This is a genomic window from Devosia sp. (genome assembly GCF_035944845.1).
Taxonomy (GTDB): domain Bacteria; phylum Pseudomonadota; class Alphaproteobacteria; order Rhizobiales; family Devosiaceae; genus Devosia_A.
The window spans coordinates 1-26997 of sequence record NZ_DASZAW010000081.1; the positions used below are offsets into that span (position 1 = coordinate 1).

Below are 26997 nucleotides of genomic sequence, written 5' to 3' on the forward strand. Positions count from 1 at the left end.
CGCGACTGGTCCGGCCGGGTCAGGCCCTGGTCCAGTTGCAGGTTGTAAGGCGGGTCTGCGAATACGAGGTCAACCGAGCCGGCCGGCAAGGCATTCATGTGCTTGATGCAATCGCCCACAAGGATGGTGTCGATGGGGAGCTGGCTCCCCTCCGCATTGGCGGAAGCCGCCATACGCGCGGTACGCAACATAACTCGAACCCTGACGCAGTACTAACGGGATCGGTTGTAAGGCGTTAGGGTTAAAGGGGATTTAAGCGTCGAGGTTAGCAAGAAGTTAAGGCGCCGATACGTGTTCGGGTCGCCAAGGAGGTCTTACGTATGCCTCCCGCGTCATTGTGGCGAAGGCGGGAACCTAGGGAATGCCGCGACGACAGCGGGGGCCCGCCTTCGCGAATATCCGCGCGTCAGGTGCAACGCGCTGTTCAGTTCCGTGGCTGGCACCCCTCACCCGTCTCGGCCTTCGGCCGATCCACCCTCTCCCCGACGGGGAGAGGAACAGTGGGGCACCGCACTCTCCGAATTCTTCTCCCCGTCGGGGAGAAGGTGGCGCGTAGCGCCGGATGAGGGGTAAGCCGCGGAGCTGCGTGCGGGGCACCTACGGCTCCTAGACCGACACGACGCGCGTCCGCACTGGCGGGAATGACGGCGGTGTGGAGGCGTAACCTCAGGCGGCGATCGTCTTCATCCGCTGCGCCTGGATGCATGGGGCGAAGTCCATGCGATGATGCCGGCCCGGGCCGTGCGTGGTGAGCGCCTCGAGATGCTGCGGCGCGGCATAGCCCTTATGGCTCGAAAAGCCGAACTGCGGCTCCTCGCAATCCATGATCAGGCACATCCGGTCGCGCGTCACCTTGGCGACGATCGAGGCGGCGGCGATCGACACCGACCGCCCGTCACCGCCGACGATTGCCTCGCCGGGGCAGGGCAGATCCTTGGGCAGCTTGTTGCCATCGACGAGGATGTGGTCCGCCTTCACCTGCAGGCCGAGCACGGCCTTCCGCATCGCCCAGAGCGACGCCTGCAGGATGTTGAGTTCGGCGATGATCGAGGGCGGCGCCACCGCGATCGAAACGATCGCCGACGCCATGATCTTCTCGTACAGCACTTCGCGCTCGGCCGCGCTCAGCACCTTGGAGTCGTTGAGCCCTTCGGGCACCTTGCGATGGTTGAGGATCACCGCCGACACCACCACGGGCCCGGCCAGCGGTCCGCGGCCGACTTCGTCGACGCCACACACGAACTTTGCCCCGCGCTTGATCGCGGCGCGTTCGAACTTGAGCGTCGGCTTGCTGATGATGACAGGCGAATCGGACGGCATGTCCTCAAGCATCGCCATGCGCGGGCGCTCGGCAAGTGGCATCTGTGTTACCGACCACTCTCGCCGCAAAAGGGGCGTGGGAGGCACACTAATCCCACACCCACCGCAGGTGAGGAGGGCAGGTAGTGCCCTCCGCGATCCCCAACGGGAGAGATGACTGGGTCACCGAGCCCGCTCAGAACAGCGTCATCTGCCCGTCGTCCACCGTCGGCGGCGTGAACAGGTCGGTGCGCAGCGGCGCGATCGGCCGGTCGAGCTTGTAGCGCGCCTTGGCGAGGTCGACGCGCTGCCGCAGCAGCGTCGCATACGGACCCTCGCCGACGAAGCGCGTGCCGAAATTCGGATCGTTGTCCTTGCCGCCGCGGGTGTCCCGCACGAGGCTCATCACGTGGCTCACCCGATCGGGGAAATGCCGCAGCAGCCACTCGCGAAAGATGTCGCGCACTTCGCCGGGCAGCCGCAGCAGGATCGCATTGGCGCCAACCGCGCCCTGCGCCGCCGCTGCATCAAGGATGCGCTCGAGTTCCATGTCGTTGATCGCCGGGATCATCGGCGCCGCCATTACAGTGGTCGGAATGCCAGCTTCCGACAGCAGCCGCACCGCTTCGAGCCGCTTCTCCGGTGTCGAGGCGCGCGGCTCCATCTTGCGGGAAAGGATGTGATCCATGCTGGTGATCGACAGCGCCACGCGCACGAGGTTCTGCTCGGCCAAGGGCTTGAGGATATCGAGGTCGCGCACCACCAGAGCCGATTTGGTGGTGATGGTCACCGGGTGCCGGGTTTCGAGCAGCAGTTCGAGGATGCCGCGCGTCAGCTTGTGCTGGCGCTCGGCCGGCTGGTACGGGTCGGTATTGGTGCCCATGGCAATGGGCTTCGGCTTGTAGCGCTTGTCCGCCAGTTCCCGCCGCAAGAGGTCGACGGCGTTGGCCTTCACATAGATATCGCGCTCGAATTCCAGCCCGGCCGAGTGGCCGAGATAGCCGTGCGTTGGCCGCGCAAAGCAATAGGAGCAGCCGTGTTCGCAGCCACGATAGGCATTGATCGAACGATCAAAGCCGATATCCGGGCTCTCGTTGCGGGTAATGATCGACTTGGCGCGCTCGACATGCTCGATGGTTTCGAACGGCTTCAAGTCTTCTACCTGCCCCCAGCCGTCGTCGAACTCTTCGCGGCTTTGGCGATCGAAGCGGCTGCCCTTGTTGGTTTGGGCGCCGCGCCCGCGATTGAGCGCCGGGTCGACGTAACGCCGCGCGATCAGATCCGCGTCGCGGGTCCCGCTCAGCTTCTCCAGTTGTTCGAACGACGGGGCCACACGCATTGCCATGAAGCGTCTCCAACGGTCCGGGGGACGACTCGCCACCCGGGTAGCGTTCCATTAGGAATAGCAGTTGCATGAGAACAGAACAAGAACAAACCAGCGGAAAGAAACCGCTGCGCCATAGAGCCGATAGCACCGGCTGGCAGAAAGGCGTTCCGCTGTCGAATTGGTACGTCAGGGCGAGGTCCTGGCCCCGCGCCGCATCCTCAGAGGCCCGGCGCGCCGCGGCCCCCCACAGCACGAAGCCCATTGCGCCAACCGCACGAGGTTGAGGCCGAACGTCTCGGCCGGCTCAGCGTCGGTAAGGCAGCGCTACCGCAGGCGAAAAAGCCACCGGGCTCACCGTGGTCCTCCACCGCGCAGCAGGGGAGGGGCAGCGAAGCTGATGGAGGGGGCGGCCACAAACACCGGCGTCTCCTGCCTCCACCGCCTTCGGCGGTTCCCCACCGGTGGAGGACACCGAGAGTCCCCTGCACGCAACCCCAGCGGCCTCGTCGGCGAGGTACCAGCGAAGCCAGGACGGTGAGGTTAGCCTGCGACCTTCGAGAAATCCGCCACGAGCCGCATAGTGTCTCGGAGCTTGGCGAGAAGGTTCAGCCGGTTGGCGCGGACTGCCGGATCGGCATCGTTGACCAGCACCGCCTCGAAGAATGCATCGACCGGCTGCCGCAACGTGGCGAGCGCGGCAATCGCGCCCCGGTAGTCGTTGGCGCCCACCTTGCCGGCGACGGCGGCGTCAGCCTTCATGATCGCGTCGGCGAGGGCGATCTCGGCATCGAGCTTCAGTTGCTCCTCGGCCACCGGTGTGTCGTAGGACTTGCCGTCCTTCTTCTCCTCGGCGGCGAGGATATTGGCAGCGCGCTTGTAGCCGGCGAGCAGGTTCTTGCCGTCTTCCGAGCCGAGCAGCTTCGACAGGGCCTCGACGCGTTCGGTGATCTCCAGCATGTCGTTGCTGTCCTTGCCGATCACCGCGTCGACCAGGTCGTGGCGGGCGCCGGCATCGCGCAGCGTCACCTTCAGCCGGTCGTGGAAGAAGCTCAGCAGATCCGGCTCGACTTCAAGCGGGAAGCGCAGGTTATTGTCGGTGACGATCCGGATCACGCCGAGCGCCGCGCGGCGCAGCGCGAACGGATCGCGCGACCCCGTCGGCTTCTCGTCGATCGACCAGAAGCCCTTGAGGGTGTCGAGCTTGTCGGCCAGGGCTACCGCGATGGCGACCGGCTCGCCCGGCACCAGGTCGGTGGGACCGAGCGGCTTGTAGTGGTCGGCGATGGCGTTGGCGATGGCCAGCGGTTCGCCCTGGGCCAGCGCGTAGTAGCGGCCCATGATGCCCTGCAGCTCCGGGAATTCGCCGACCATGCCGGTGGTCAGGTCCGCCTTGGCCAGCATCGCGGCACGTTTGGCCAGTTCGGGGTTGGCCCCGACCTTGGGCGCGATCTCGCCCGAAAGCTTCACCAGGCGCTCGACGCGCTGGAACTGCGTGCCCAGCTTGGCGTGGAACACGCTCTCTTCGAGCTTGGGCAGGCCATGCTCGAGCGGCAGCGCCAGATCGGTCTGGTAGAAGAACCGGGCATCCGACAGGCGGGCGCGGATGACGCGCTCGTTGCCGGCGACGATGGTCTTGCCGCCGTCCGTCGCGACCTGGTTCGAGGTGATGATGAAGAACGGCGCGAGCTTGCCCGAGCTGTCGCGCAGGCAGAAGCATTTCTGGTTGACGCGGATGGTGGCGATGATCACTTCCTCGGGCACTTCGAGGAAGGCGGGGTCGAACGAACCCATCATCACCACCGGCCATTCGACGAGGCCGGCGACTTCTTCGAGCAGGCCTTCGTCGTGGATGACGCTCAGCCCCTGCGCGAAGGCGAGGTTGTCGGCGTCGGCCTTGATGATTTCCTTGCGCCGGTCGATGTCGAGGACCACCTTGGCCTTTTCCAGCGCCTGCACATAGTCGTCGAAGCGCTTCACCCGGATCGCGTCGGGCGCGAGGAAACGGTGGCCGAAGGTTGTCTGGCCCGAAGCGACGGTGTTCGACTTGAACGGAATGACCACCGGCTCGTCATTGTCGGTGCCGAAGGTCGCAGTGATGGCGCGCAGCGGCCGCACCCAGGTCAGCCCGCCATTGCCCCATTGCATGGATTTTGGCCAATCGAAGCCGGTGATCACCTTGGGGAGGAGAGTCGCGAGGATATCGGTGGCGTCGGCGCCCTGCTTGTCGATATGGGCGACATAGAACTCGCCCTTCTTGGGGTCGCTCTCGATCTTGGCCTCAGCGATCGAGCTCAGGCCGGCCGCCTTGAGGAAGCCGTCGATCGCTTGCTGCGGCGAGCCGACGCGCGGGCCCTTGCGCTCTTCGCGCGTATCGGGCGAGCGGGCCGGCAAGCCGGTTACCGTCAATGCAAGACGTCGCGGCGTCACGAACGCCTTGGCGCCCTCGTAGACGAGGCCGGCATCGACCAGCGCATTGGTCACGGCCTTCTTCAGGTCCTCGGCGGCCTTGCGCTGCATGCGCGCCGGGATTTCTTCCGAGAACAGTTCGACGAGGAGTTCGGGCATCTTCTAGGACCGGGCGTTTGAAAGCGCGGTTTGCCTAGCAAGGGCAGGGGAGATTGTCCATTGCGGGGTGTAGGAGGCTGGGCACGATCGTGGGTAGGACAGATCTAGACCGGCAGCGGCAGCACGGATCAGGCGCCCTACCAGCCCCCGCCGCCGCCACCGCCCCCGCCGCCACCCGAACCGCCGCCGCCGCCACCGCCGCCGGAAAACCCCGAGCCCGACGACGAACTCGGTTGTGCCGCGACCATGGCGGCGCTCATCCCTGAGGCGACCGACGACACCGAGTTTGCGAAACCACCGGAACTGCTCGACCAGTTACGCCCGCTATAGAAGCCGGGCGAATAGCTGCTGCCCTGCGCATCGGCCACGGCGTTTCGCGCCAGCTCGCCCTCGAAGTGCTCCGACCAAGGCTTTTCGACACCGAGTGCGATGGCATAAGGCAGGATGCGCTCGAAGCGCTCCACCGTCATTGGCGGCTCGTTTGTCATGTTCAGCCGGTTCTTCTCGGCGGTGTTCATGTACATCTTGAACCCGTCGAGCTGGTCCATGATCTTGCGACCCTGCACCGTCGGCGCCCGCATCAGCACGGCGAACACCACGTTGATGAAGATGATCGAGGCCGCGCCGAGGATCGAGGTGTCGAGTTGCACCTCGCTCAGCAGGCTGAGGCCCGCCGTGAGCAGGTTGCCGCCGAAGATGATGACCCAGAATCCCAGGATGACCTTGGAAATGACCGAACTCGACCAGAATCCCCGCAGGATGCCGGCAAAGACGCCGAGAAAGGTCGCACCGACCGCGGCGAACACCAGCGTTACCGGATCGACCATGTCGAACACCACCATGGCGCCGAGGACCGCCACCGACAGCACCACGCCCAGCACGACGTAGCCGGTATTGTTTCTGAAATAGACCAGCCGGTTCTCGGTCTCGATGGCCGCGACGAACTGGCCGCGCGTCTCGTTGAGCTTGGGGCCGGTGGTGGTGTTGACCGTTACCTTGCCCTGCGACCTGAAGTAATCGAACAGCAGGCGCTCGGCTGCCCCGAGATCGTCCGGCGGCGCTTTGCCGGTCACCGTTACGCTCAGCGTCTTGCCCGGGTTGTCGATCTTCACCAACCCCTTGACGCCAAGGTCGAAGATCGAGGCGGTGAATGCCGTCCAGCCGCCCTTTTGCCAACCCATACCGTCGACATATTCGGCGAGCCCCGGCGAGAACCCTTTGGGCGGATGAAACAGCGGGATGATCGTGCCCTTCTTGGGGTCGCGGCCGACCGCGCTCCAGGCGAGAAGGTTGTAGAGCAGCACCAGACCAACTGCGATGCCGGGTGCTACGATGTCGCGGTGGTCGCTCAGCCAGTAGAGAAGGCCGTTTAGTCCCTCCGGCTCGGTGAGAATGCCCTTTTGAAACGACGCTGCCACGCTGACGCCTTCGCCTGAGGCAAGCGGACGGTTCACCCGGAAGATCGCCGTGTTGTCCGAGGTGCGGGTGATGGTGACGGCTTGCTCGGTCGAGCCGGCGGCGCCGGTATAGCCGATCAGCCGATCGATCACCGCGCCCCTGGGCAGGGTAATGGAGGCGACGGCCTGATCGATGGGGAAGTTCCAGTAGTTGCCGGTGGCGTTCCAGAACAGCTCGTCGTGATCGGCAAAGCTCCGGCCCATCCGGCTCATCGAGTAGCGGATGGTGTAGGTGTGTTTGCCGTCGCTCAGCAGCACGTCGGCATCGCCGATGCGGATGCGCTTGAAGCCGGCCGCGAGGTTCTCGAGCGAGAACGGCTCGGCCCGCCCGTCGCGGGTCACCGACTGCACTTTGAGGTCCGAGCGCAGCCGCGAATTGTCCGGGTTGATCAGGATCAGCGGGATGTCGCGGTAAATACCGCGGCGGATCTCATAGCCCTCGGCATTGACCTCGATGGTCTCGATCACGTCGACCGAGCCATTGGCGTTGAGGGTGACTGCGGACGAGAAAGAAGTGATGGCTTCGCGGGCAGACGCGGGGAGGGCGAAGAGCAGCGTGAGGAGGGCCAGCAGAACTGCCGCAACCCTCGTGGTCAGTTGACCCCCACCCCTGTCCCCGGACGCGTACTGCTGTGACGGTGTCTTGGTCTCCCTCCCCTCGGGGCGACCTCTTGTCGTCCCCCTTGCGGGGAGGGGACAGGGGTGGGGGTCCACAGCCACCAGATCCTCCACGTACCTTCAACGAACCTAGAATTTCACCGAAGGCACAGCCCGGTCGGCTTCATTTTCCAACTCGAAATACTCGGCCTTTTCGAACTTGAAGGCATTGGCGACGACGTTGGAGGGAAAGCTCTCGACCGCGGTGTTCAGGTTGCGCACCGAGCCATTGTAATAGCGGCGCGCCAGCTGGATCTCGTCTTCGACGTTCTGCAGCGCGCCCTGGAATTCGAGGAAGGTGGTGTTGGCCTTGAGGTCGGGATAGGCCTCGGCGATAGCAAGGAGCTTTCCCAGCGCACCGCTGAGCGCGCCTTCGAGCGCACTGCGCTCAGCCGGTCCGGCATTGGCGCCGGCAGTTGCGGCAGCCCGCGCCTGGGTGACGGCCTCGAGCGTCTCGCGCTCATGCCCCATATAGCCCTTCACTGTCTCCATCAGGTTGGGGATCATGTCGGTGCGGCGCTTCAACTGCACGTCGATGCCCGACCAGCCCTCTTCCTTGAGCTGCCGCTTCGATACCAGGTCATTATAGACGAAGATCGCGTAGCCGATGGCGGCGACGACGATCGCCAGAATGATCAACCCAGTCATGGAGCCCTCCGCATGTGACACCCTGAGTGCTGCAACGTGGCACCAGCGCGTAGGCATCGCAATTGAATTGCGCCGGCTGAATGGGAAATGAACGTGTTTCTGGAAGGGCTTCGCAGATCCGTCTGAATCTCAGGATGAACTTGAGGTCAGCAAGCCCATCGAATGAACCAAATACTGGTTATTCTACGTCGCCCTCTTGCCTTTCGGCCTCGAGCACGGGATCGACCTTGTGCTTTTTCCTGCGCGAATACGCCTTGGGATCATCCTCGACCTTGGGCTGAAACTGCCCCTCGCGCAACGACTTCGCGGCAACGTTGCGCGGCGCTGTCTGCCTGCGCGTCAGGGTAACGGTGATCTTCTGCTCCTTGGCCATGTCGGACAATAACGCGATCTCAGTGCTGCTTGAAGTACTGCACTTCGCGCTCGTGCTTCTCCGCCGCCGCGCGGGTGTCGAAGGTGCCGAGGTTACGGCGCTTGCCGGTCTTGCGGTCGGTCTTTTTCGAGTAGAGCCGGTATTCGCCGGATTTGAGCTTGCGGATCATCGGGTGACTCCTTTGTGCAGGAAAACGCCGGCGATCCGCAGCCGTTCCTAGCGCTCGGCGAGCCGCGGCATCAACTCGACGAAGTTGCAGGGCTTGTGCCGGTTGTCGAGCTGGGCGCGGAGAATGCCTTCCCAAGCGTCGCGGCAGGCGCCGCGCGACCCGGGAAGCACGAATATGAAGGTCTCGCCGATCAGCCCGCCAGTGGCGCGCGATTGCAGCGTCGAGGTGCCCACTGTGGTCGACGAGTACTGGTGGAACAGCACCGAGAACCCGTCCATGCGCTTCTGGAATAACGGCTCCAGCGCTTCGGGGGTGACGTCGCGGCCGGAAAAGCCGGTCCCCCCGGTAGTGATGATCGCGTCGACATCCGGGTTCACCACCCATTCCATCACCTTGGCGCGGATCTGGTGGATGTCGTCGCGCACCACCGCGCGCTCGAAGCAACGATGGCCATCGGCTTCCATCAGCGATTTGAGCAATGCGCCGGCCGTATCGGTCTCGAGCGTCCGGGTGTCGGATACCGCGAGCACGGCGATCGCCAGCGGCGTGAACGGTCTGCTCTGATCGAGCTCGGATTTGAACATGATGGTTACTCTGGCTTGGGCTTGTCCGACGTCTCGCTATCACCAGGCACGTCGCCCTTCACGTGCCGTTCGACGATCACCGTCGGCTCGATCGGGTCGGGAACCAGCAGCTCGGTTTCCCCAGCCTGCGGTGCTGCCGCCGGCGCGGCGGGGCGGGGCGTCGGCTTCTCGTCGACGCGTGGGTCGAGCGTCACGGTGCCGGGCGACACGCCCTTCTCGGCGCTCATGGCGCGGAAGCGGACGCGGCCCGCGGCATCGCGCACCGGGCGGATCTTCATGCGGAGGAACGCGGTCACCGCCAATGCGCCGTGGAACGTGGCGGTGACGATGAACAGGCCGACCGGCGCGATGGCATTCATCACCCAGCTGGCGATGATCGGGCCGATGGCGAGGCCGATGCCGAGGATCAGGAGCATACCGCCCGCGACGCGGCCGAACTCGCCGTCCTTGGCGAAGTCGTTCGCATGCGCCACGGCGATGGCATAGAGCGGATAAGCGCCAAAGCCGTAAAGGCCGAAGAGTATGAACATCAACAGCCCGCTGCTCGGGTTGAGCAGGACGGTGAGGAGCCCAATCACCGCCGCAAAGCCGCTGAGCCCGACGATGACCAGCCGGCGGTCGATCTTGTCCGAAAGTCGGCCGAACGGCGTTTGTGCCACGGCGCCGACCACCGCGGTGACGGCGAACAGGTAAGCGATGGTCGAGGCATCGAGCTTCTGCTCGAACCCGTAGACCGGCGCCAGAGTGCCGAAGGTGCCGTTGGCCATGCCGCAGGCGAAGGCCGCGATCACCGCGAGCGGCGAGGTCTTGTAGAGCAGCACCACGTCGAGCCGCGCCGACGAGATCGGCCGCGGCTGCGGCGTCGAGGTCAGGGCGCTGGGCAACAGGGCGCAGATGAAGGCGATGGCGCCGACCACGAACGGGATATGGCCGAAGGTACCGGTGACGGCCATGGCCAGCTGGCCGACTGTCGATGCAGCCATGTTGATGGTGGTGTAGACCGAGAAGATCGTGCCGCGGCTGCGATTGTCGGCCACCTCGTTGAGCCAGCTCTCGACGATCATCGCCGCGCCGGCAAAGCAGAAGCCCGAGAAGGCACGCAACACGATCCAGCCGATGTCCTGAACCCAGAGCAGGTTAAGGAGGATTGTGACCGTACCGATCGCCGCCATGATCGAGTAGGCGCGGATATGGCCCACGCGTTTGACCAGCAGCGGCACGGTGATCGAGCCGGCTACGAAGCCGACCGACCAACCGGTACCGATCAGGCCGAGCGCCGTCAGCGAGAACCCCTCCTCGGCGCCGCGCACCGACAGCAGGAGGCCCTGCAGGCCGCCTCCGAACATCAGAAGTGCCGAGCCGATGAACAGCGCATAGATCTTGAGGGCGGAGGACATGGCGCTTTCTATGGGTTTGAGGTCCTGAGGCGCTTGCCCTTGGAGTCGGACCAAATTCGGGCGGCACAATCAAGCGCCATCAACATTCTTGGCTGGATAGTCTTAAGTAGGGGTCAAGGTCGGGGCAGCTCCCACGCGCAACCGCGACGCGTTCGGGCCCGGCTTGATGCTCCAGCCGGGCCGCTACACCGTCACGCGCCGATCGCCTGCTTGAGGCTCAGCATGTCGCGCCAGGCCAGCGCCTTGCTGGCGGGGGTCCGCAGCAGATAGGCCGGATGCAGCGTCGCCAGCGCCCGGGTCTGGTGGCTGTTGATCGTCAGGTCGCGCCACTGGCCACGCATGCGAGTGATGCCGTTCTGGGTCTGGAACAGCGATTTGGTGGGGACGTTCCCCAGCGTCACCAGCAATTTCGGCGCCACCAGTTCGACCTGCCGCAACAGGAACGGGGTGCAGAGCGCCATTTCCTCGGGCGAGGGGTCACGGTTGCCGGGCGGGCGCCACGGTACCATGTTGGCGATGTAGACCTTGCTGCGGTCGAGCCCGATCGCCGCCAGCATCCGATCCAGCAACTGCCCGGCGCGGCCGACGAACGGTTTGCCTTGCAGGTCTTCCTGCTCGCCCGGACCTTCCCCTACCAGCATGATCTCCGCCTCGGGGTTGCCGTCGGCGAACACCAACTGCGTGGCGCGCTTTTTGAGCAGGCACCCCTCATAGGCGTTCATTATGGCCTTGAGCTCGTCGAGCGTCCGGGCACCGGCGGCGAGCGATGTGGTTTCGGTCGGGTCGGAAGTCAGCGAGATCGCGATGGGCGCAGTGACCGGAGCCGCTATAGCCGAAACCGCCGTTTCTGCCGCCGGTGCGGGGCGGGCGCGCGATGGCGCGGCGGACGTGGCAAAGCGATCGACCGGCTCTTCACCGACCGCAAAATCGACCCCGACGGCGCGATACCAGTCGAGCGCCGCCCGGGCTTCGGCGTCATTTAGCGGTCGATTTTCGGACATGGGTTCTGTTATGTCACAGCCGGCTTTCTCCCGCCATCCGTGAATGGACCTGACCTTGGCCGACGCCGGCAATCGCGAGATCATCGAGACCGATGTGCTGATCGTTGGGGCTGGTCCGGCGGGCCTCAGCGCTGCGATCCGGCTGAAGCAGGTGGCACCGCACCTGTCTGTCACAGTGGTGGAAAAGTCTGCCGAACTGGGCGGTCACATCATCTCGGGCGCGGTGATGAACCCGGTGGGGCTCGATGCGCTGCTGCCGAATTGGCGCGACCTGGGCGCGCCGGTCGGACCGGCCATGACCCGCGACACCTTCCACTTTCTCACCGCCACCGCCGATATCGCGCTGCCGCAGCTGATGATTCCGCCGCAGATGCAAACGCCTGGCGCGGTGATCGTCAGCCTCGGCGACCTGGTGAAGTGGCTCGGCGAACAGGCGCAGGGTCTCGGCGTCGATATCTTCCCGATGACCGCGGCGGTGGATGTGTTGACCGGCGAAGGTGGCAGGGTCGAGGGCGTCATCACCGGCGATCTCGGCGTCGATCATGCCGGCAACCCCAAGTCCACCTATGCCGCCGGCATCGCGCTCAAAGCCAAATACACCTTGATCGGCGAAGGGGCGCGCGGCTCGCTGGCCAGGCACCTGATCGATCATTTCGGTCTCGCCGACGGCCACGACCCGCAGCTTTACGGGCTTGGCATCAAGGAAGTCTGGGAGATTGCGGCCGACCGGCACGAGGCTGGCCGCGTCGACCACTATCTGGGTTTCCCGCTCGACAACACCACCTCGGGCGGCGGCTTCGCCTACCATGCCGCCGGCAACAAGCTCTATCTCGGGATCGCTGTGCATCTTGGCTACAGCGACCCCACCCTCTCACCCTTCGGCGAGTTCCAGCGCTTCAAGACCCACCCCTCGATCGCCCGGCTGCTCGAAGGCGGCCGGCGCCTGAGTTACGGCGCGCGGGCAATGACTTCGGGCGGCTTGCAGTCGATCCCCGATCTGGCCTTTCCCGGCGGTGCGCTGATCGGTTGCGCCGCCGGCTTCATGAATGTCCCGGCGCTGAAGGCCATCCACAATGCCATCCGCTCCGGCATGGCAACGGCCGAGCGGGTTGCGGCGGCAATCGGCGAGGCGCGCGCGTATGATACGCTCGCGGGGTTGAATGACAGCGTCCTCGCCACCGGCATCGGCGAGGAACTGAGGCGGGTCCGCAACGTCAAGCCGTTCTGGTCGCGCTTCGGCACCTATCTCGGTGTGGTGCTTGGCGGGTTCGACATGTGGTGCGAGGCGTTGTTTCGTCTCTCCCCGTTCGGCATGCTGCGGCACGGCAAGGCGGATTTCGAAACACTGAGGCCGATCGCCGAGGTGACGCCCCGGATCTATCCGCGGCCGGATGGCGCGACGACCTACGATCGTGCGGCGTCGGTCGATCTCGCCAATCTCAGCCATGACGAAGATCAGCCGGTGCATCTGAAGCTCGCCGATCCCGAGTTGCCGGTGCGCGAGAACCTGCCGCGCTATGGCGAGCCGGCGCCGCTCTATTGCCCGGCCGGGGTCTACGAGGTGGCCGAGGAGGGCGGCGCACCGGCCTTCCGCATCCACGCCGCCAACTGCGTCCACTGCAAGACCTGCGACATCAAGGACCCCGCCCAGAACATCACCTGGGTGCCGCCCGAAGGCGGCTCGGGACCGAACTATTCGGGGATGTGAGGTGCCGCCAAAGGCAATGCTCCCACCCACCGCCGCAATTCCCGCGCAGGCGGGAACCTAGTGGGATGCTGCGGTACCCGCCGAGGCTGAGAGATCCCACCGGGTCCCCACCTGCGCGGGAATGACGCCGGTGGATGGGGCAACCAAGCCGTGGCAGGCAGCATCGCCCCACGACGTCCAATCCCTCACTTCATTGTGCCTGCCTCTTGCGGCGCAGTCGCAAAATCGCCCATGTTTCTTGGGCTAGTCAGCCGCCTAGAACCCTCCTCGGAGATATCGAGCCTCGTGACCCACAAAGCCCGTCTTGCTTCCGGCATCCTTCTCGCCGTCGCGCTCACCATCGGTAGCGCCGCAGCACTCGAATCGGGCGCGACCTTTCCGTTGATGGATCAAAGCGTGACCGGCAGCTACCTGGCCGGCCGGCAGGCACTTTCGGACCTGAGGACGGAAGATGCGGCCCGCTATTTCCGCACCGCTGCGGAAGGTGACTGGAACAACCCGATCATCGTCGAGCGCAGTTTCATCGCCTACGCCGCCAATGGGCAGGTGTCGGATGCGGCGCGCGTCGCCAAGCACCTGCTGGAGCTGAGCGCGCCCAATGATCTTGCAAGCCTCGTCATCGGCACCGAGGCGGTTAAGCAGCGCCGCTACGCTGCCGCAGCCAAGGAACTCGAGAATGTCGGCGGCGACACGTTCGCCGGCATCACCGGTGGCTTGCTGCACGCCTGGGCCTTGGTTGGCGAAGGCAAGCCGGCCGAAGCCAACAAGGTGCTCGACGAGATCGGGCAGGGCGGGCTCGAGGACTTTCTCGTCTTCCATCGCGCCCTGATGGCCGACGTCGAAGGCGACAGCAAGACGGCGCTTGAGTTCGCCGCCAAGGCCTATGAGGCCGACCCGTTCGTCGCCCGCATTGTCGAAGCCTACTCGCGCATGCTGGGCAATGCCGGCCGCTTCGATGAAGCCGAAAAGGTGATCGCCAATTTCGAGGCCCAGGGGCTCGACCATCCGCTGATCGCCGCGGTGAAGGCCAAGATCGACAACAAGCAGCGGCCGGGCGTGTTTGCTGCCGACGTGCAGTCGGGCGCGGCGGAAATGTTCCATTCGGTGGGCGTGGCGCTGGCGCGCGAGGGCAGTCCCGATGTCTCGGCCGTGTTCCTGCAGCTCGGCATGTATCTCGATCCCAAGGCCGATGTCATCGATCTGGTCTATGGCCAGTTGCTCGATGGCGCCGGCCAGCACGACGCGGCCAATGCCATCTACGACAAGTTGCCGGTGGATTCGCCGATGAAGCCGATGGCGGTGGTGCGCGTCGCCGAGAATCTCAGCGCCACCGGCAACCGCGACGAGGCGCTGCGCCGGCTTGGCAACATCGTCGCGACCAACCCCAATGACCTCGAAGCCCTTTCGGTGCTCGGTGACATGCAGCGCGCCGCGCAGAAATATGCCGAGGCAGCCGACACCTACACCAAGGCGCTGGGTGTCGCCGGCGGCGACGCCCCGGGCGACTGGCGGTTCTACTATGTCCGTGGCATCGCCTTCGAGCGCGCCAAGCAGTGGGACAAGGCCGAACTCGATTTCAAGCGGGCACTCGAGCTCAACCCCGACCAGCCGCAGGTGCTGAACTATCTCGGCTATAGCTGGGTCGATCAGGGCGTTAACCTGATGCCGGCGCTCGAAATGATCGAGAAGGCCGTCGCCGCTTCGCCGAACGACGGCTACATCATCGACAGCCTGGGCTGGGCCTTCTTCCGCCTTGGTCGCTTCGACGAGGCGGTCACGCAACTCGAAATGGCTGTGCAGTTGCGCTCGACCGACCCCGAGATCAACGACCACCTCGGCGACGCCTATTGGCGCGCCGGTCGCAAGCTCGAGGCACGGTTCCAGTGGAACATCGCCGCTGCGGTTGATCAGGAAGGCGCCGTGAAGGAGCGGGTGGCGAAGAAACTCGCCGACGGTCTCGATGCAGTGGCGCCAGCCCCGGATGCTGGCCCGGTGGCGGAGGGTCAGGCCGCGCCCGCGCAGTAGCATGCTGCAGGGCACTGTCTCCGAGGCGGCTCCCGCCAAGGTCAATCTCGCTTTGCACGTCACCGGCCGGCGCGCCGACGGCTATCATGAGCTCGAAAGCCTGGTGGTGTTCGTCGATGTCGCCGACGAGGTGACTGCGCATCCGGCCAAGGCCGATCGGTTGCGTGTCACCGGCCCGTTCGCAGCGGCAGCGGGGAGTAGTGACTCCAACCTCGTGATGCGCGCCGTGAAGGCGTTCCGTACGCGCTGGCCGGGTCGCCTGCCGGATGGTCTCGATATCGCGCTGACCAAGAACCTGCCGGTGGCGGCAGGAATAGGAGGCGGCTCTGCCGATGCCGCCGCGATGCTGCGCCTGCTGTCGAGCATGGCGGGGGGCGACCTCGAACTTGTCGAGCTCAGCGCGCTGGCGCTGACGCTTGGTGCGGACGTACCCGCCTGCCTGCTGTCGCAGCCCTGCGAAGTGCGCGGCGTCGGCGAGATCATCCATGCGCTGCGCGGCTTTCCCGCGACCTACCTGGTACTGGTAAATCCGCTGGTGCCGGTGGTGACGGCCGATGTGTTCCGCCGGCTCGAACAGCGCAGCAACCCGCCGATGCCGGCCCTGCCGCAACCACTGACCCGCCCGGCTCAGCTCGGGCTGTGGCTGGCCGAAACACGCAACGACCTCGAATCGGCGGCCATCTCCCTGGTGCCGGCAATCGGCGAATTGCTGCGCCAGATGCGAGTGCTCGATGGCTGCGCGCTCGCCCGCATGTCAGGCTCGGGCGGTACGGTGTTCGGGCTGTTCGGCTCGGCCGCCCAGGCGCACCAGGCCGCGCACGACATGCGCGCCAAATACCCGCAGTTCTGGGTGGCCGCGGCCCCGGTGATTGCCTGAAACGACAACGGCCCCCGAGGGGGCCGCTGCAAACTTGCTGATCGGAACGATCAGAAGTGGAAGTTCACGCCAGCTGAGATGCTGTGAGCGGTAATGCTCGAGTCCGAGACGATCGGCGCGGGGAAGAACTCGTACTCCTGCGAGCCGTAGTCGCTGTAGCGGTACTCGAGTTTGGCCGACACGTTGTCCGCAACCATCGCTTCGACGCCCGCACCGACGGTCCAGCCGAAGTGGGTCTGGGTGTCGTCGAGAATGCCGAAGAGCTCGCTGGTGGAGTTCAGAACTGCAACACCGGCCGTAGCGTAGAGCAGGATGGCATCGAACGTCACACCGGCACGAGCGCGGAGCGAGGCCTCCCAGTTGACCTGGCGCTCGATGAAGCCGGTTTCGTCGAGATCAGCCGTCACGTCGCCGAGGGAGACATCGCCTTCGATGCCGAGCACAAAAGTGTCCATCTGCCAGTTGTAGCCGGCCTGAGCGCCGAGCAACCAACCGTCGATGCCATAGCTGTCCGCGGGGCCGGGCTGCGGGACCAGTTCCCAGTCAACGTTGCCGCTGACCCAACCGATGTGCCCACCGACATAGGCCCCGGTCCAATCACCAGCGACCGGAATATCAGCAACCGGGACATCGTCGACAATCAGGTCTGCCGCGTTCGCCACACCGGCCACGCCCAACAGCATAATGCTAGCCAATGCAATCTTCGTCTTGGTCCACATAGACGTCTCCTTAAATTCAATATCCGTCGACTACGGGAGGATATTGGAGGTGTCTATTCACATGTGGCGTGACGCGGGTAGAACCGTGGTCATATGTTGCTGGTTGGCCACATTGCCTGCCACATTCGGCCCCACAACCCGATATTGCTAAGTATTAACGCCAGTGGCCGACTTTAATACGCACGAGCGACGGTGAACTCGGCGATATCGCCGAGCAGCGCCTTCATTTCGCTCGGCGGCAGCGGCTTCAGCGCTTCGCGAGCGTGGCGGGCGTGGGTGAACGCCTGCTCGATGGTGCGGCCCAGCGTGTCGTAGCGATCGAAGATCGACACCACCTGCTTGAGCTGTACTTCGCCGGCATCGACGGCACCGAGGATCTTGGCGATGATCTCGCGCTCGGCTGGGGTCGCCTGCTGCAGGGCGAGAATCACCGGCAGGGTCATCTTGCCCTCGCGCAGGTCGTCGCCGGTGTTCTTGCCGAGCGTGCCGGCCTCGCCGCGATAGTCGAGCACGTCATCGACCAACTGGAAAGCAAAGCCGAGCTCGCGACCATAGCGGCGGAGCGCCTCCCGGCCAGCAGCGTCGGCACCACCGGCCATGGCGCCCACTTCGGTCGCCGCTTCGAACAGCTTTGCCGTCTTGGCGCCGATCACTTCGTCATAGTCGGCGGCGCTGGCGCTGAGGTCGCGGGTCTTGGCGAGCTGCAGCACTTCACCCTCGGCGATCACGGTCGCAGCCTGGGAGATCACCTTGAGGGCCGCGATGTTGCCGGTATCGACCATCATCATGAAGGCTTGGCCGAGCAGGAAATCGCCGACCAGGACGCTGGCCTGGTTGCCCCATTTCATGCGTGCCGCGGCGCGGCCGCGGCGCATGTCGCTCTCGTCGACCACGTCGTCGTGGAGCAGGGTGGCATTGTGCATGAACTCGACGGCGGCGGCGAAGTTGACCTCGCTGCCATTGGATTTGCCGAACAACATCGCCGCGGCGATCGTCAGCATCGGCCTCAGCCGCTTGCCGCCGGAATCGATCAGGTAGCGCGCCACCTCGGGCACCAGTTCGACATGCGAGCTGGCTTTTTCGAGGATCATCACATTGACCCGATCCATGCCCGGCCGGGTCGCGTCAAGCAGCCGGTCGAGCGCGCCGGCGCTGGTCATCGCCTCGTTTGCCGCTGCCGCCGATAGAGCCATGAAATCCCCGGTTTGAGCTGCGCATCCGGCACCCTATAGTCGGGTGCCTGCGAACTGTCGCGATGGTGCGATGTCCCTAGACGAAGCCACTGATCTTGTAAAACAACAAACGCTGACGCGCGACGCCTTTTTGGGTGGCCGCCTCACCGTGTCGCAGCCGGCAAAGGGGTTTCGGGCCGGCTTGGACTCGGTGTTGCTCGGGGCCGCAGTACGCGCCGATGCGCATAGTCTGCTCGATCTGGGAGCCGGGGCCGGCACCGCTGCGCTGGTGGCCATGGCAGACCTGCCGCGGCTCAGCGCGACGCTGCTCGAGGCCGATGCCGCCACGGCCGCAATTGCAGCGCTGAACCTCGTGGCCAATGCCGTGGCGGAGCGCAGCAAGGTGCTGGCGCTCGATTTGACCGCACCGGGGCGGCTGCGCGCCGATGCAGGGCTCGCCGCCGATCATTTCAGCTGCGTTATCGCCAACCCGCCGTTCTTCGATCCGGGGCGGGGCTCCGCGCCGACGCGCGCCCGGGCCGGCGCGCGGCACATGGATGACGCTGCGCTCGACAAATGGGTGAAGACCGCGGCGACCCACGCAGCGCCGGGCGGCGAAGTGATCTTCATCCACGTTGCCGAGGCGTTGCCGCTGCTCCTTGCGGCGTTCACCCAGCGCTTCGGCGCGGTCACCGTGCTGCCACTGCTGCCGCGCCATGGCGAGGCGGCAAGCCGGGTGCTGATCCGTGGCATCAAGGGCTCGCGCGCGCCGTTCCGCTTGCTCGCGGCACGGGCGATGCACGAAGCCGAAGGGCGCGGTTTCCGGCCCGAGTTCGACGCCATCTTCCGCGGCACGGCTCGCCTCATCTGGTAATCCCGCCGCCGGGCACATACATGTGCCCCGACAAAAACGAGGCGTCACATGGGTTTGCGGTCATGGATCAAGCGCAGAATGGGGCAGACCTTCCCGGTTGTTCCGGTGGTGCGGCTGCATGGCGTGATCGCCGCGGACCAGCGTCCCGGTCGGCTGAACATCGAGGCCGTAGCGCCGCTGCTGAAGCGCGCCTTCGCGGTGAAATCCGCCCCCGCCATCGCCATCATCATCAACTCGCCGGGTGGTTCGGCCGTCCAATCGCGGCTGATCTCGAAGCGTATCCGGGACCTTGCCGACGAGCACCACAAGCCCGTGCTGGTGTTCGTCGAGGACGCGGCGGCCTCGGGCGGCTACTTCATTGCCACGGCGGGCGACGAGATCATTGCCGATCCCTCATCGATCGTCGGCTCGATCGGGGTGATCTTTGCCGGCTTCGGCTTCGTCGAGACGCTGAAGAAGGTGGGGGTCGATCGGCGCGTGCACACCGCCGGCCGAAACAAGTCGACGCTCGATCCGTTCCTGCCGGAAAAGCCCGAGGACGTGGAGCGGATCAAGCAGATGGAAAGCGAGATCCATCAGGTCTTCATCGACTGGGTGAAGCTGCGCCGCGGCGAACGGCTGAAAGCCTCCGACGATCAGCTGTTTACCGGTGAATTCTGGAGCGGCGTGAAGGGGCTCGAGCTCGGCCTGATCGATGGCCTCGGCGACTTGCATGAGGTGCTGCGCGCCCGCTTCGGCGACAAGGTCGAGCTGCTGCCGATTGCGCCCAAGCGCGGACTGTTGACCTTGCCGCGGCTGGGCCTCGCCGCGCTGACCGGCGATATCGCCGCCAGCCTCGAGGATCGCTCGGTCTGGGCTAGGCTGGGTCTCTAGGCGATGACCGGTACGCTGCTCCGCATCCTGATCTTCGGCGCGATCATCGTTCTGATCCTGTGGGGGATCAGGAAGATCTGGCGCGATTGGACCGGCCAGTTCAAGCAGCTCGACCAGGAGCGCCACGAGCGCGACCTGCGCGAGCGCCAGCGGCCGGATGTCATCACGCTGAAGCGCGATAAGGATGGCAAGTTCCGGCCGCCCGAAGACGATGGGCGCTAGATAGTCGGGGCGTCCCCTTCGGTCGGTGGTCTCCCTTACAACGGGAGCAATTGACCCGTTGCGCCGCGCCAACTAGGTTCCGCGCGCCATTCGCACCCCGGATTTTTGCTGATGCCCGACGCTTTGCCCGCCCACATGGACCCCCGGAACTCGTTCCAGGGTCTGATCCTGACGCTGCAGCGCTTCTGGGCGGAGCAGGGTTGCGTGATCCTGCAGCCGTACGACATGCAGATGGGCGCCGGTACGTTCCACACCGCGACGACGCTCAGGGCGCTTGGCCCCAAGCCCTGGAAGGCCGCCTATGTGCAGCCCTCGCGCCGCCCCAAGGATGGCCGCTACGGCGAGAACCCCAACCGGCTGCAGCACTATTACCAGTTCCAGGTGATCCTGAAGCCGTCGCCCGACAACATTCAGGAGCTCTATCTGCAGTCGCTGGCCGAGATCGGCCTCGATTCCAGCCTGCACGATATCCGCTTCGTCGAGGACGACTGGGAGAGCCCGACACTTGGCGCCTGGGGGCTGGGTTGGGAATGCTGGTGCGACGGCATGGAAGTCAGCCAATTCACCTATTTCCAGCAGGTCGCCGGCTTCGAGACCAAGCCCGTGCCGGGCGAGATCACCTACGGCCTCGAGCGCCTCGCCATGTATGTGCAGGGCGTCGAGAACGTCTACGATCTCAACTTCAACGGCCGCGAGGGCGACGACAAGGTCACCTACGGCGACATCTTCCTGCAGAACGAGCAGGAGTTCTCGAAGTACAATTTCGAAGCGGCCGACACCGAAATGCTGTTCCGGCACTTTAGGGATGCCGAGGACGAGTGCCGCGCCATTCTGCAGAAGGGCGCCAACGGCAATCGCCAAACCATGGCAGTCCCCGCCTATGAGCAGGTCGTCAAGGCTAGCCACAACTTCAACCTGCTCGACGCGCGCGGCGTCATCTCGGTGCAGGAGCGCCAGAGCTACATCCTGAGAATCCGCGAACTGGCAAAGGAATGTGGCGCCGCCTGGCTGCAGACGGCGGGCGGCGGCGCGGACTGAGCCCGCGCCGGTTCATCCGGTTTTTTGGTCAGCCGTTGGCGCCTGCCGTTGCCGCCGGGATGGCGCGGCCTTCGACATAGTGGCCATAGAGCGTGGTCAGAATGCTCACGCCGACGATCATTTTCACCCAGCCCGCCGCCAGTGTCCAAAGCACGGCGAGGAAGCCGCCGATCGGACCGGCCATGGCAAAGACAAAGGCCGGGATGTCGATGACGAGCGCCGCAAGCGCCGAGAGCACGGCCAGTACGATGATCGGCACGTTGGCGCTGTTGGTCGCCTCCCAGGCCTGCCGCAGGGTGATTGGCTTGCCGATGGCGATCGAGGGCAGGATCGGCGCGAGCCGGTAGCCGACGATCAGCACCGCCGCCAGCGCGAAGAGGCCGGTGATGAACACGCCGACCATACTGAGCAGGGGGATCGCGACAATGCCGACCACAGCCGAGACGATGAACGACAAAACGAAACCGATCAGGCCGATCAGCAGCGAATAGCCGCCATAGGACAGCAGCCGGCTACTGTTGAATTCCGGAAGCTGCCCTGCCGGCATCTCGTCGAGCAGCACATAGCGGTGCCAGGCCACTGCCACCCAGACGAACGCCACGATAGCAAGGATCGCGGTGATCACGTCCAGCAAGCCACCGCTGCCCAGCGCCGCCATGGCCTGCTCCGGCTGCACCGGCGTTGGAAACAGCAGCGCAAAGATCAGCGCCGGCACGGCGTAGATCAGGTAGAGCAGCCCCGTGATTTTCAGGGCATTGCGCCAATCGCCCAGCACCAGGCGGACGGAATGTACGAACAGACTAACGCCCATGAAACGCCCCAATATCCAAAAGTTGATGTCGACCCACGGCGAGGCTAGCTGAACCGCAAGAGTCGCGGAAGCTTGCTGCTTGATTAGGCTGGGGACTGACCGGCTGCCCGCTTGCCGCAGCTACTGGCAGCTCACTTCGAGCCCGTCGGCGCCGGTGAAGCGGAACGTTGTCTTGCCGGTATCGTCAGTACCGAACACGCCGGTGAGTTGCATGTCCTTGAGCGGGCCTGAGAGCGGGTTTACGTCGGTTCCGGCCGAGGCAACTTGCCCGCTGGCGCTGTTGCCGTCGACATTCTTGAACGAATAGTCGCCCGCTACGAACAGCGTCAGTTCACCGAGATTAGCGCCGTTCTCGCTGACACAGGCATAGACCCCTGGCGGCGGAAACTGCGCCAGCGCAGGGCTGGCGAAGAGGGCAATGGCGGCGGCGGCGATGAGAGGGCGCATGATGCGATCTTACCACTTTTGCAGGAGCAGTGAGAACCTCCTCGTGCCGAGCGTGGAGCAGGTCTGCTGTGAAACTCCGCCAGGGTCGGTGCCTGATCCCTCATCCGGCCGCGGCGACGGCTTCTCCGTCGTCCGCTGTACGCGCCACCTCCGGGCGAGGGCTGCGCCCTCGTCCCGCGACCCGACGGGGAGAAGAATCCTGGACCTTCGGTGTCCACCACTTTCCTCTCCCCGTCGGGGAGAGGGTGGATCGGCCGAAGGCCGAGACGGGTGAGAGGAAGGGCCGCAGAGCCATCAATTGACCCGCCCACTCGGCGACTGCGCATCGCCCCGGATCGCGAGCCCCGACGGCTGCGAAGCGAAACGAACGGCGCGACCGCTGCCTAAACCGGCGGCATCAGGCCTTCGGGCTTGCGGCGCTTGGTCTTGAACGGCTCCATGCCTTCATTGGCCAGCTGGTCGGCGCGCTCGTTCATTTCGTCGCCGTTATGGCCTTTCACCCAGTGCCAGTTGATCTTGTGGCGCTGCGTGGCGCCATCGAGCGCCTGCCAGAGTTCGACATTCTTGACCGGCTTCTTGTCCGCGGTACGCCAGCCGTTCTTCTTCCAGCCGTGGATCCACTTGGTCAGCCCGTCCTTGACGTAGTTGCTGTCGGTGTGAAGCTCGATTTCGCACGGGCGTTTCAGCGCCGTCAGTGCCTCGATCGCCGCGGTCAGTTCCATCTGGTTGTTGGTGGTGAGCGGCGCGCCGCCCTTCAGCTCTTTCACCGTATCGCCATACTGCAGCACGGCGCCCCAGCCACCCGGGCCCGGGTTACCGGAGCATGCACCGTCGGTGTGGATGACAACGGAGTTCATGCCGCAACCGGCCGGTCATAGCGGTAGAACTCGACACCCGGGTGGTCGTAGCTGTCGCCGGTATGGGTGTAGACCCCGCCGAGCTTGCGCAGCACCTTGAGCGAGGCCTCGTTGCGCGCGTCAGCCATGCCGAGGAAGTGGTCGCGGTCGGTCTCGCGCCAGTACCAGTCCCTGAGCCCGCTTGCCGCTTCAAGGACGTAGCCGTTGCCCCAGAATTCCGGGTAGAGCGAATAGCCGATTTCGGGGATTTCCTCGGGCCCATAGACGCCGAAGCCGCAACGGCCCACCAGCACGCCGTCGGCTTTCCGGGTGACGCGAAGCTTGCCCATCTTCTGGCGCTCGAACAGCGCGATCCAATGGGCCAGCGCCGAATCCATCTCATCGGTGGTCCATGGCCGGCCATGGCCGGTGAGGAACTTCGCCACCGTGGGGTCGCCATGCAGCCGATAGAGATCCTCGATCTGGTCGGCGCGCCAGCCGGACAGCACCAGCCGGTCGGTTTCGAGTAGTGTCAGGTCGGTCATGCTGCAGGTTGGTTTCTGAGTTCGCGGGGCAGGTTGAAGACAATGCTCTCGCGCTGTTCGCCACTGGCGCTGACGGCGATGTCGAAGCGCTGCGCAAAGGCTTCGATCACTTCGTCGACCAGGGTCTCCGGCGCCGACGCGCCGGCCGTGATGCCCAGCGTCCTGATGCCTTCGAAGCGGCTCCAGTCGATCTTGTCGGCGCGCTCGACCAGCGAGGCATTGGCGCAGCCGACACGCTGCGCCACTTCGACCAGCCGCACCGAGTTGGATGATTCCGGCGCGCCGACCACGATCATCGCGTCGACATTCGGCGCCACCCGCTTCACCGCCTCCTGGCGGTTGGTGGTGGCGTAGCAGATGTCTTCCTTGTGCGGCAGCGCGATCGAGGGGAAGCGCCGCCGCAGCACGTCGACGATCGCCGAGGTGTCGTCGACGCTGAGCGTCGTCTGTGTCACGTAGGCCAGTTTTTCCGGGTCGCGCGGCGTGAAGGCTTCGGCTTCCTCGACCGTCTGGATCAGCGTGATGGCGCCATCGACCAGTTGGCCCATGGTGCCGATCACTTCGACATGCCCGGCATGGCCGATCAGTACGATCTCGCGGCCCTCATTGTGATGTCGGTTGGCCTCGATATGCACCTTCGACACCAGCGGGCAGGTGGCATCGAGAAAGAACATGTTGCGCGCCTTGGCATCGGCCGGCACCGCTTTGGGCACGCCATGCGCCGAGAACACTACCGGGGCGCCGGTATCGGGGATCTCGTCGAGTTCTTCGACGAACACCGCGCCCTTCTGCTTCAGCCCGTCGACCACGTATTTGTTGTGCACGATCGCATGGCGCACGTAGACCGGCGCGCCATAGCGCTCCAGCGCCAGTTCGACGATCTGGATGGCGCGATCGACGCCGGCGCAGAATCCGCGCGGCGCACACAGTGTAATGTCCAAGTGCGGCCTTGTTTGCATAGGAGAGCAGATGCGTTCAACGACCGGGCAAGTCAAGCCGCCAGAGCCGCGACCAAAGTGATCCCCCTGGGGCCTCAAGAGCGCAGTTGCGGCGCAACGGCCTGAACGGCAATATGTTTCGCTAAAGTTGGTCGGAAGGTGTCCCGGTGACCCTCGCAATGGAAATGTTCGCAATCGCGCCCGCCACGGGCAAGGCGAACCTTTCGGCCATCCAGGACGGGCTGCTGGTGGGCAAGGCCCTGTGGCTGAGCCGCGCCGCCAATGCCGGGCTGCCCGTTTCCCCCACCATCGTCATCAGCCGCGCCGCCTGGAACGCGCTGCAGGAAGAGCGCAAGGCGCATGACGACCGGCTGCGCGTCCACTGGGTAGCGACGCTGTTCCGGCTGGTCGGTCGCAACGGCCGTCCGCCGGCTTTGGTGGTGCGCACCTCGAGCGCCGCGCACAGCGCCGGGCTGATGCCGGCCCGGCCGGGGCTGAACCCGCCGGCCAACGAGTCCGAGTCGGTCGATCCCGCCCGCCCGCTGGCGCGGGCGATCTCCGATGCCTTCGCCTCCTACGCCTCGTTCGACCCGCGGCCCGAGCGCCAGATCGTCATCATCCAGGCCATGGCCGATGGCGATGTCAGGCAGTTCCTCACCCGCGACGCCCAGAGCGGCGCACTGGGCCCGGCCCCAGTGAACGGCGCGCCGTTCGGTCCACTGCCGAGCTCCGCCACGGCGTTCGTCGACCTGCTCGATGCCGCGGCCGGCCAGCACCTGAGCTGCCTTGTCTCCGTCGAGGGCGAGACCATCCGGTTGCTCTCGGCCCGCGCCGCGCCGGCTTCGGCTGCGGCGGAGCTGGAGGCGGCGGTGGATCGGGTGGCGCGCGGCCGTTGGACACAGCGCGAGGCGGTGACCCATATAGACCCCGCCCGTCTGCAGCAGATGCTGCATCCGCGGCTGCGCTCGCCCGAAAGCGCTACGGTGCTCGCCAATGGCCTCGGCGTTTCCCCGGGGGCGGCCAGCGGCGTCATCGTCTTCAACTCCGAGGATGCGGCACGGATGAAGGCGCGCGGCCGCCATTGCATCCTCGTCGTCACCGAGACGGGGCCCACCGATATCGAGGGCATGAAGGCGGCGACCGGCATCCTCACGGCGCGTGGCGGCATGACCAGCCATGCGGGCGTCGTGGCCCGCATCACCGGCAAGCCGTGCGTCGCCGGCGTCCGGACGCTGAGCGTCAACCTCGCCGAGCTGACCTGCAGGATCGGCTCGAAGGAGTTTCGCCAGGGCGACCGCATCACCATCGATGGCACCGACGGCTCGGTCTATCTCGGCGCCCTGCCTTTGGCCCAGCCACATATCGGCGGCGCCATGGGCAAGCTCCTCGGCTGGTCCGACGCGTCACGCCGGATCAAGGTTCGCGCCAATGCCGAGACGGTCGAGGCCGTGAACACCGCACTGAGCTTCGGCGCCGAGGGGATTGGGCTGGCTCGCTCCGAGCACATGTTCTTCTCGCGTGAGCGCCTTGTGGCGCTGCGCCGGCTGATCCTTTCCGAGGATGCCGATGATCGCGCCAAGGCGCTGACCGGCCTCGTCGACTTCCAGACCGAGGATTACTCGGCGATCTTCCTGGCGATGCAGGGCCGCCCGGTGACGGTGCGGCTGTTCGATCCACCGCTGCATGAGTTCCTGCCGCGCACCGACGAGGATATCGAGGAGACTGCCGAGGGGCTCGGCCTCGAAGTGCGAGCGCTGAAGCTGAGGCTCGACCGAATTGCCGAGATCAACCCGATGCTCGGCCATCGCGGCGTACGGCTCGCCATCACCTACCCCGAAATTCTGAAGATGCAGATCGAGGCGCTCTGCGCCGGGGTGCGGGCGGCGTCGGCAAAGCAGTCCGAGCCGGTGACGCTCGAGGTGATGGTGCCGTTCGTCTCCACCGTCTCCGAGGTGGTGGAGATCAAGCGCCAGACCTACGCCATCGTCGAACAGGCCGGCCTGCCGCCTGCAGCGCGCGAGCGCTTCGCCTTCGGCACGATGATCGAGCTGCCCCGCGCGGCGTTGCGGGCAGGGGAGATCGCCGAGCATGTCGACTTCTTCTCGTTCGGCACCAACGACCTGACCCAGACCACCTACGGTATCAGCCGCGACGATGCGCCGGCCTTCCTTTCGGCTTACCAGCGCAAGGGCCTCTACGATCTCGATCCGTTCGTGACGCTGGATCAGAAGGGCGTCGGCGAAATGATCACCATGGCGATCGAGCGCGGCAAAGGCGCCAACCCGAACTTGAAGATCGGCATCTGCGGCGAGCACGCCGGCGATCCGGCCTCGCTATGGTTCTTCTCGCGGCTGGACGTCGACTACGTCAGCTGCTCGCCCTATCGCGTGCCCGTGGCGCGCCTGACATTGGCGCAGTAACGCGATCTCCCGGGG

At 65.3% G+C, this 26997-nt stretch carries 25 protein-coding genes and 1 pseudogene; 8 read left to right on the top strand and 18 right to left on the bottom strand.

All coding sequences use genetic code 11. The features are described from left to right. The 11 genes and pseudogenes from VGV07_RS15965 to VGV07_RS16015 all read right to left on the bottom strand — a co-directional run. A pseudogene (locus tag VGV07_RS15965) lies at positions 1-191 on the bottom strand (modification methylase); the annotation flags it as partial. 475 nt (positions 192-666) lie between these two features. Further along, complete coding sequence (locus VGV07_RS15970) at positions 667-1362, bottom strand: ribonuclease HII (RefSeq protein WP_326869716.1); 696 nt, start codon at positions 1360-1362, stop codon at positions 667-669. A 133-nt stretch (positions 1363-1495) separates the two neighbouring features. After that, a complete protein-coding gene (locus tag VGV07_RS15975; RefSeq protein ID WP_326869717.1) occupies positions 1496-2644 on the bottom strand; it encodes a PA0069 family radical SAM protein in 1149 nt (382 codons plus the stop codon). Positions 2645-3166: 522 nt separating this feature from the next. Then, on the bottom strand, positions 3167-5191 hold the full coding sequence (glyS, locus tag VGV07_RS15980; protein ID WP_326869718.1) for a glycine--tRNA ligase subunit beta: 2025 nt from the start codon (positions 5189-5191) through the stop codon (positions 3167-3169). 137 nt (positions 5192-5328) lie between these two features. Beyond that, complete coding sequence (locus tag VGV07_RS15985; RefSeq protein WP_326869719.1) at positions 5329-7380, bottom strand: DUF2207 domain-containing protein; 2052 nt, start codon at positions 7378-7380, stop codon at positions 5329-5331. 15 nt (positions 7381-7395) lie between these two features. Next, positions 7396-7944, bottom strand: coding sequence for a LemA family protein (locus tag VGV07_RS15990; protein ID WP_414649966.1), 549 nt, complete (start codon positions 7942-7944; stop codon positions 7396-7398). 187 nt (positions 7945-8131) lie between these two features. Next, complete coding sequence (locus VGV07_RS15995; RefSeq protein ID WP_422653326.1) at positions 8132-8326, bottom strand: DUF7230 family protein; 195 nt, start codon at positions 8324-8326, stop codon at positions 8132-8134. A gap of 19 nt (positions 8327-8345) precedes the next feature. After that, positions 8346-8495 carry a hypothetical protein gene (locus VGV07_RS16000; RefSeq protein WP_326869722.1) on the bottom strand — a complete coding sequence of 50 codons (150 nt, stop codon included), beginning with the start codon at positions 8493-8495 and terminating at the stop codon, positions 8346-8348. Positions 8496-8542: 47 nt separating this feature from the next. Next, positions 8543-9079: a molybdenum cofactor biosynthesis protein B gene (gene moaB / locus VGV07_RS16005; protein WP_326869723.1), complete on the bottom strand. Its 537-nt coding sequence runs from the start codon at positions 9077-9079 to the stop codon at positions 8543-8545. Positions 9080-9084: 5 nt separating this feature from the next. Next, positions 9085-10476, bottom strand: a complete 1392-nt coding sequence (locus VGV07_RS16010; protein WP_326869724.1) for an MFS transporter — start codon at positions 10474-10476, stop codon at positions 9085-9087. Between the two features lie 191 nt (positions 10477-10667). Then, complete coding sequence (locus tag VGV07_RS16015) at positions 10668-11477, bottom strand: uracil-DNA glycosylase (RefSeq protein ID WP_326869725.1); 810 nt, start codon at positions 11475-11477, stop codon at positions 10668-10670. Positions 11478-11520: 43 nt separating this feature from the next. Between VGV07_RS16015 and VGV07_RS16020 the strand changes: the two genes are divergently transcribed. The 3 genes from VGV07_RS16020 to VGV07_RS16030 all read left to right on the top strand — a co-directional run bounded on the left by VGV07_RS16020 (position 11521) and on the right by VGV07_RS16030 (position 16087). Next, positions 11521-13185 (top strand): electron transfer flavoprotein-ubiquinone oxidoreductase, encoded by a 1665-nt coding sequence (locus VGV07_RS16020; protein WP_326869726.1) that lies wholly within the window; start codon positions 11521-11523, stop codon positions 13183-13185. Between the two features lie 285 nt (positions 13186-13470). Next, positions 13471-15210: a tetratricopeptide repeat protein gene (locus VGV07_RS16025; protein WP_326869727.1), complete on the top strand. Its 1740-nt coding sequence runs from the start codon at positions 13471-13473 to the stop codon at positions 15208-15210. A 1-nt stretch (position 15211) separates the two neighbouring features. Beyond that, positions 15212-16087, top strand: a complete 876-nt coding sequence (locus VGV07_RS16030) for a 4-(cytidine 5'-diphospho)-2-C-methyl-D-erythritol kinase (RefSeq protein ID WP_326869728.1) — start codon at positions 15212-15214, stop codon at positions 16085-16087. A gap of 50 nt (positions 16088-16137) precedes the next feature. Here VGV07_RS16030 and VGV07_RS16035 read toward each other — a convergent pair whose 3' ends face one another. Then, positions 16138-16806 (bottom strand): outer membrane protein, encoded by a 669-nt coding sequence (locus VGV07_RS16035; RefSeq protein WP_326869729.1) that lies wholly within the window; start codon positions 16804-16806, stop codon positions 16138-16140. A 173-nt stretch (positions 16807-16979) separates the two neighbouring features. Continuing rightward, positions 16980-17999, bottom strand: coding sequence for a polyprenyl synthetase family protein (locus VGV07_RS16040; protein ID WP_414649964.1), 1020 nt, complete (start codon positions 17997-17999; stop codon positions 16980-16982). Between the two features lie 70 nt (positions 18000-18069). Between VGV07_RS16040 and VGV07_RS16045 the strand changes: the two genes are divergently transcribed. From VGV07_RS16045 to VGV07_RS16060, 4 genes are all read left to right on the top strand, one after another. Then, positions 18070-18852, top strand: coding sequence for a tRNA1(Val) (adenine(37)-N6)-methyltransferase (locus tag VGV07_RS16045; protein WP_326869730.1), 783 nt, complete (start codon positions 18070-18072; stop codon positions 18850-18852). Positions 18853-18900: 48 nt separating this feature from the next. Then, the gene (locus tag VGV07_RS16050; protein ID WP_326869731.1) at positions 18901-19725 is read left to right on the top strand and encodes a S49 family peptidase; all 825 of its coding nucleotides are present in this window, start codon (positions 18901-18903) and stop codon (positions 19723-19725) included. A gap of 3 nt (positions 19726-19728) precedes the next feature. Continuing rightward, a complete protein-coding gene (locus VGV07_RS16055) occupies positions 19729-19947 on the top strand; it encodes a hypothetical protein (RefSeq protein ID WP_326869732.1) in 219 nt (72 codons plus the stop codon). 111 nt (positions 19948-20058) lie between these two features. Further along, positions 20059-20985, top strand: a complete 927-nt coding sequence (locus VGV07_RS16060; RefSeq protein ID WP_326869733.1) for a glycine--tRNA ligase subunit alpha — start codon at positions 20059-20061, stop codon at positions 20983-20985. A gap of 28 nt (positions 20986-21013) precedes the next feature. Here the strand turns inward: VGV07_RS16060 and VGV07_RS16065 are convergent, their stop codons facing one another. The 5 genes from VGV07_RS16065 to ispH all read right to left on the bottom strand — a co-directional run bounded on the left by VGV07_RS16065 (position 21014) and on the right by ispH (position 24583). Next, a complete protein-coding gene (locus VGV07_RS16065; protein ID WP_326869734.1) occupies positions 21014-21796 on the bottom strand; it encodes a hypothetical protein in 783 nt (260 codons plus the stop codon). A gap of 120 nt (positions 21797-21916) precedes the next feature. Further along, the gene (locus tag VGV07_RS16070; RefSeq protein ID WP_326869735.1) at positions 21917-22243 is read right to left on the bottom strand and encodes a hypothetical protein; all 327 of its coding nucleotides are present in this window, start codon (positions 22241-22243) and stop codon (positions 21917-21919) included. Between the two features lie 383 nt (positions 22244-22626). Next, positions 22627-23100, bottom strand: a complete 474-nt coding sequence (rnhA, locus tag VGV07_RS16075; RefSeq protein WP_326869736.1) for a ribonuclease HI — start codon at positions 23098-23100, stop codon at positions 22627-22629. Then, positions 23097-23624 (bottom strand): GNAT family N-acetyltransferase, encoded by a 528-nt coding sequence (locus VGV07_RS16080; RefSeq protein ID WP_326869737.1) that lies wholly within the window; start codon positions 23622-23624, stop codon positions 23097-23099. The genes rnhA and VGV07_RS16080 overlap by 4 nt, the downstream gene beginning before the upstream one ends. After that, complete coding sequence (gene ispH / locus VGV07_RS16085; protein ID WP_326869738.1) at positions 23621-24583, bottom strand: 4-hydroxy-3-methylbut-2-enyl diphosphate reductase; 963 nt, start codon at positions 24581-24583, stop codon at positions 23621-23623. The genes VGV07_RS16080 and ispH overlap by 4 nt, the downstream gene beginning before the upstream one ends. Positions 24584-24741: 158 nt before the next feature. On the opposite strand from ispH, the gene VGV07_RS16090 reads away from it, so the two are divergent. Continuing rightward, positions 24742-26982, top strand: coding sequence for a putative PEP-binding protein (locus VGV07_RS16090; RefSeq protein ID WP_326869739.1), 2241 nt, complete (start codon positions 24742-24744; stop codon positions 26980-26982). Positions 26983-26997 lie beyond the last annotated feature (15 nt).